Annotated in this window: 4 protein-coding genes; 3 read left to right on the top strand and 1 reads right to left on the bottom strand. The window is 47.0% G+C overall.

Translation table 11 applies throughout. The features are described 5' to 3' along the window. Window positions 1–181 precede the first annotated feature (181 nt). On the bottom strand, window positions 182–1,561 hold the full coding sequence (locus tag B5F77_RS10605) for a sugar porter family MFS transporter (protein WP_087330577.1): 1,380 nt from the start codon (window positions 1,559–1,561) through the stop codon (window positions 182–184). Between the two features lie 132 nt (window positions 1,562–1,693). On the opposite strand from B5F77_RS10605, the gene B5F77_RS10600 reads away from it, so the two are divergent. The 3 genes from B5F77_RS10600 (at window position 1,694) to B5F77_RS10590 (ending at window position 6,426) form a co-directional block, all read left to right on the top strand. Next, entirely contained in the window at window positions 1,694–2,590 is an 897-nt protein-coding gene (locus tag B5F77_RS10600; RefSeq protein ID WP_087330581.1) for an AraC family transcriptional regulator, read from the top strand. A 125-nt stretch (window positions 2,591–2,715) separates the two neighbouring features. Beyond that, complete coding sequence (locus B5F77_RS10595; protein WP_087330574.1) at window positions 2,716–5,751, top strand: glycoside hydrolase family 2 TIM barrel-domain containing protein; 3,036 nt, start codon at window positions 2,716–2,718, stop codon at window positions 5,749–5,751. A 6-nt stretch (window positions 5,752–5,757) separates the two neighbouring features. Then, the gene (locus B5F77_RS10590; protein ID WP_087330573.1) at window positions 5,758–6,426 is read left to right on the top strand and encodes a hypothetical protein; all 669 of its coding nucleotides are present in this window, start codon (window positions 5,758–5,760) and stop codon (window positions 6,424–6,426) included. Window positions 6,427–6,431: the final 5 nt, after the last annotated feature.

Genomic DNA, 6,431 nt, shown 5'->3' with positions numbered 1-6,431 from the left:
AAACGGTTTAGAAAGTCTCCTGAAAATTCAGGAAGCAATCTAAACGGTTTAGAAAGTCTCCTGAAAATTCAGGAAGCAATCTAAACGGTTTAGAAAGTCTCCTGAAAATCCAGGAAGCAATCTAAACGGTTTAGACGTTCTCCTGAAAATCCAGGAAACAATCTAAACGGTTTAGACGCTCTTACTTTTCCCCGGTTAAAGTGCGTTCCAATTCTTCCAACGTCTTGCCTTTCGTCTCCGGAAGCTGTTTCCAAATGAAAAGGAACCCGGCAAGACAGATGCCTCCATATATCCAAAAGATACCTGCCGCGCCGATGGCATCATTTAAAATAGGGAATGTATAAGTCAATACAAAGCTGGCAACCCAGAGGAAGAAAGTGGACAACGCCATGGCCATCCCGCGAATCCGCACCGGGAAAATCTCGGAGAGCACCACCCACACGATAGGAGCCAACGACATTGCATAACATGCAATTGCCAAGACAATCAAGAGTAACATAAAGATACCGCTCGCTCCAGCCTGATAACACGTCCCCAATACGATGTAGATAATTGCCAGACCTATGGAACCGACAAAAAGCAAAGCCCGACGCCCCCAGCGGTCGACCGTATAGATTGCCACCAAGGTAAACACCACATTTGTGATGCCCGTCACCACAATATTCATTAAAATATCCGAGACCGCATAGCCCGCCGCCGAGAAGATTTCATGCGCATAATTGAATATGACATTAATGCCACACCATTGTTGAAAGACTGCCAAGACAATACCGATGAGCAACACCTTGCGAAAACGACGCCCGCGCAACGCAAGCCATCCCACCGTCTCTTGCTTCTGTGCCATGAGTTGACGAATGCTATCAATCGTCTCTGCTGCATACGCAGGTCCGCCTATCCACTTTAATATCATTTCGGCACGCTCCTGTCTATGTTGGACAAGAAGCCAACGCGGACTTTCCGGTATGAAGAACGCCAGAAGCAAGAAAAGTGCCGCCGGGACTGTCTCCGCCCAAATCATCCATCGCCAAGCCCATTCGATACTGTGCGACGTAAGCGTGGAACTGCCATTCGTAAAATGCTCACCTATCAGCCAATTGGCAATTTGGGCAAACAAAATACCCAAGACAATGGTAAGCTGGTTAATCGACACAAACTTTCCTCTAACGTGCGCAGGAGAAACCTCCGCAATATAAACAGGTGACACATTCGAAGCAATCCCGATACCAAAGCCACCCACAATACGATATACAATGAACCAAAAGAAACTATCCACCGCGCCTGTGCCGATGGCAGAGATAACAAAGAGCCAAGCCGCCACGATAAGCATCCGCCGACGCCCATACCGGTCGCTCCAAGCTCCCGACAACAAGGCCCCTACCAGACAGCCCACCAGCGCACTGCTCATGGCCCAACCCCTCATAGCCGCGTCCGTTTCAATTTGGAAAAAAGGTTCATAGAATATTTTCGCGCCTCCGACTACTACCCAGTCATAGCCGAACAACAATCCGCCCATCGCCGAAACCAGGCAGATTAACCAGAGATAAATGCTTGTTTGATTCATATTTTTTGTGCTTTTCTAATTCTGTGTGCAAAGTAAGCCGATTTATTTGGAAAAGAAAATGGATAAAAAGGACATGAACATGGAGAATTTTACGATTTCTATGCGTACCTTTGCATAAAAATCGACATGACCATGATACGACAGAAAGATGGCTTTGAAGGCGAACGGGCAATCGTGATTCCCATTTACAGTGTGCAAGAGATGGAAATACATCCATTGGCCTCTGTTTTGTACATTACAGACATTGGATATTACCCTCATGCCTTGCATCACTATCGAGAGCGAAACGAACCTATCAGTCAGTATGTATTTATCTATTGCGTCAGCGGCGCTGGGTGGTATCGCATAGGAGATGTGACATACGAAGTACACGAAAACCAATATTTCATCTTGCCTCCGCATGTACCTCATGCTTATGGCTCCGACGAGCATAATCCCTGGACAATTTATTGGGTACATTTCAAGGGGAAGATAGCCTCGTGCTTTATGGATACAGCTATGACGCCGCGTGACGTCAAACCGACGGCTCATTCACGCATTCACGATCGCATCGCGCTTTTTGAAGAAATCTTCCACGTATTGGAAATGGGCTATAGTCGCGAGAACTTGCTCTATGCTTGTACGGCGTTTTACCATTTCTTAGGGACATTGACCTACTTGCAATCCTATCGTGCCGCCGCCTATAGGATGGTTCCAGGCGAGGAGGTAGACGACATGGTTTCGGCGGCCATTCACTTTATGAAAGAGAACATCGAGAAGCGAATGCCGTTAGAAGAAATAGCTCGTAGATTAGGCTACTCGGTTTCCTATTTCTCGATGCGTTTCAAACATGATACCGGTTATTCACCTATTACCTATTTTAATCAATTGAAAATACAGCGTGCTTGTGAGTTGTTAGACTTCTCACCTATGCGGGTAAACCAGATATGCTACAAGATAGGGATTGACGATCCTTATTATTTCACCCGGCTGTTTAAACAGGTAATGGGTGTTTCTCCGATGCAATATAAAAAGCAAAAGAAAGGTTGAGTTCCTTTTTTGCGCATTCTTGCCGCAGCGTGTTCCTATTTTAAAGGCGAATTAGTCTGGAAGCGGGGAGGCAGGAAGCCAGATTATGTGTACTTTTGGCGTAGTATATAAATAGGATAAAAACCATGAAACGAATCATTGTAACAAGGAACAAATGGCTACTGGGTATGGCCCTGAGCTGTCTATGTGCCGTAGGAGAAGTTGCCGCACAAGAGAAACGTGTCAATACGCAGAATCCTCTTCCTGTCTTAGGAGAGGAACGAATGGATTTGATGTTTCGCGAAACAGCCGATTTAGATACCTCTGTTTGTGTCGAGGATTTCCTACCGGTTTATGCTCCTCGCCCGGCACAAGTGAAGGATGTATATCAGCCAGTACTTTCTCTCAACGGAACCTGGCTTTTCCATGAGCAACCGGACGCGGACTTCTATCAGAGGGATAACCGTGCAGACTGGAAGCCGATTGTAGTTCCAGGAGAATGGGCTATGCAAGGATTTAAAGTCGATTCTGCGGGCTGGGCAGGTTATCAAACCTATTTTACATTGCCCGCGGATTGGAAGGATAAACAGATACGATTACGTTTCGATGGCGTTTCAAGTGAGGCTATCGTCTATCTTAATGGTAAACAAGTGGGAACGCATGCGGGAGGTATGACTGCATTTGAATTGGACATCACAAAGGCGCTACTGTTGGGAGAGAATAGGTTATCTGTCAGTGTACGCAGCGAGTCGCAAGCGGATATGTTAGGTAGTCTCACGCAGTATGCAGCTCATCAACTGGGAGGTATTACCCGCAAGGTGACTTTGGTAGCTTTACCCGATGTGTATATTTCAGACATGCGTATCGTGACGGATTTAGATGCGCAATATAAGGATGCAGAATTGAAGGTGTATGCGACTGTCGAAAACCGAAGTTCCCAGCCTCGCACCGACATTTCCTTGCAATTAAATATTGACGGCTTGTCTACGGATATTCATCAAACATTGCCGACCATTGCACCTGGAGAAAGTTGGAGCGGCTGGGTGACGGGGAAAGTCTCGTCGCCTCGCAAATGGGATTGCGAACATCCCCACCTATATACATTAAAGATGGCGTTAAATGAAAGTGACCAGACTAAGGAAATCGTTTCTCGCCGTTTTGGCTTCCGAGAAGTGGAAGTTTCAGGAAACCGATTGTTAGTAAATGGTACGCCCGTTAAACTACACGGCGTGTGCCGGCACGAAATGCATCCTTTGGGCGGACGTGTCATTACGCCAGAGCTTGCTCGGCGTGATGTAGCGCTTTACCGTGAGGCCAATTGTAATTTCATACGCACATCTCATTATCCCCCTTGTGAAGAGTTGATAGAAGCATGTGATGAATTAGGGATGTTTGTAGAATTGGAGGCACCTGTATGTTGGGTAGGACATCATGCCAACGAGAATTGGAAACATCTCGATTATAAAGACCCGAAATATTATCCTTATATATTACAGGCAAACATGGAGACGATCCATTTCTACCGGAATCATCCTTCAATATTATTTTGGTCTATGGCGAACGAGTCGTATTGGAATAAAGGTTTTGCACAGGTCCAGGTTTATGTGGAAAAGGCAGACCCGACGCGCCCGCATGCTTTCCATGACCAGGCGTATGGAGGATTCAACAACCAAGGCAGTACGGCTCCGATAGCGAACATACATTACCCTGGTCCCGACGGATATAAAGTGGCTGCCAAGAGCGACCGTCCGATGACCTACGGAGAATATTGCCATTTGAATGTTTATAACCGCAGCGAATTGGTTACCGACCCAGGTATTCGCAGTGATTGGGCGTTAGCTTTAGCACCTACGTGGGAAAATATGTACCATACGCCTGGTGTCCTTGGAGGATCAATTTGGTCCGGTATCGATGATATTTTCCAGCTTCCTGATGGGCAGGCTGTGGGGTATGGTGCTTGGGGCCCTATCGATGGCTGGCGGCGTCCGAAACCTGAATATTGGGATATGAAGAAAGTATACAGCCCAGTAAAGATACATACCAAATCTTTGTCTCCTGCGAACGAATTTCTTATTGCTGTAGAGAATCGCTATTTGTTCTCCAATTTGAATGAACTGAAGATAAATTGGCGCTATGGCGATGAAACGGGAGTAGCGGATGTCGATTGTCAACCAGGTGATAGTACTTTGTTTTCAATCGTGGTTGACAATCCGAAGGCTACCAACGAACTCCTGTTGGATATTATCGACCCCCGTGGTTTTAACGTAGATACTTATCGTATACCAGTAGGTGAGCAAGTACAGAATAGAATCCAACCGTTAGCGAAACAGAAGACGACATTTCAGGAGACGGAGGATAGTTACTTGATTTCCGGTACGGATTTTACTTGCAAGATAAGTCGGAAAGACGGACGAATCGTTTCCCTGCAAAGGAAAGGCAAAGAGATGCTCGTCGGCGGACCTTATTTGATGGCTTTGCCTTTGACGGGGGGTGGTTGTTATCCGAACCATAATGCAGATACGCCTCCATTCAACGAGCTGTGTTCGAAGTGGAACTGTAAATCGGTCAAAGCTGCTTCTCGTGGAGAGGATATAGAAATTAAGGTGAAAGGCTCTTATCTAGAGTTTACAGGTTCTTATACTTTGTCGATCAATGCCAGTGGAGCGATAGCGGTGACGTATACATTCAAAGCTTTACAGGATGTCAATCCAAGGCAATGGGGATTGGTGTTTGAAGCGCCTACTCTCTTTGACACGGCTTTCTGGCGTCGAGAAGGTTTATGGAGTGTTTATCCCAGTGATCATATTAGCCGTCCGGTAGGCGAAGCCAAGTTGTTTTATAACGGACTTCCGAAAGAGATAGATCCGCGTATGCAACCTTCCTGGCCGTGGAGTTACGATTTTAACCAGTTAGGAAGCAATGATTTCCGAGCTACACGCCGAAATATCTGGTATGCTGGGCTTCGTAGCGAGGAGAACGGACGGATTGTGGTGCCTTCAGACGGCACGCAGCATTGGCGTTCGTGGTTGGATGGAGACCGAATTCAATTCCTGGTGGCTGATTTCGCGACGCCGGGAGATGAGTTATTCCTCTCCAGTTATTACGAACCTTATCGGAAACCGTTGAAGAAGGGCGATACGATAAGCGGGGAAATTCAATTGCAATGTATCCCATCTAAATAGGAAGATATGCCGACTTGCGTATACGAGCCTCGTTTTTCGTTTGCGGAGGAGTCTGTGGATTCCTCCCTTTTCCCTTCAGAATACCTGCCTTATTGGGAAACAGAAGCAGAGGAGGTGATGGCGGATTTGCACGCTTGTTTGGTTCCGCGCTTGGCATATGTCCGGTATGAACATCCGGTATTTACGGATGATGCGGTTTATTTGGAGGGGCATGGGTTGCGCATTGGGCGGAAGTTGGTGCATTTGTTGGATGGATGCCAATGCCTTTTTTCGGTGGTATACACGTTGGGACAGGGCGTACATGACTTGTATCGGCGTTACCAACAAGCGGGCGAGTTCGTCAAAGGTTATGTATGCGATAGTTTGGCAAATCGGGCTTTGGACAAAACGGTGGCGGCTTTCCGTCGTTATCTTACGGAAGAGCAGGGACTGGGTAACCTCTCTTTCGTCGTAAGTCCGGGCTGTTGCGGATGGGGTATCACGGACCAATCCGCGCTTTTTGCCACGGTAGATGCGGGGATGATAGATGTGGAACTGACAGCCTCCCACGTCATGCGGCCATTCAAGTCGGTCAGCGGATTGCTGGCTGCCGGAGGTAAAATAGCCTATCCCGAATCAGGATGCGCTTATTGCGGACGAAAAGATTGCGGTTATCGGAAAATGAGACTTGGTTAGGTCCA

Origin of the sequence: Parabacteroides sp. An277, assembly GCF_002159645.1 — a bacterium.
Taxonomy (GTDB): Bacteria; Bacteroidota; Bacteroidia; order Bacteroidales; family Tannerellaceae; genus Parabacteroides.
This window is presented reverse-complemented; position numbering and strand designations above follow the sequence as displayed.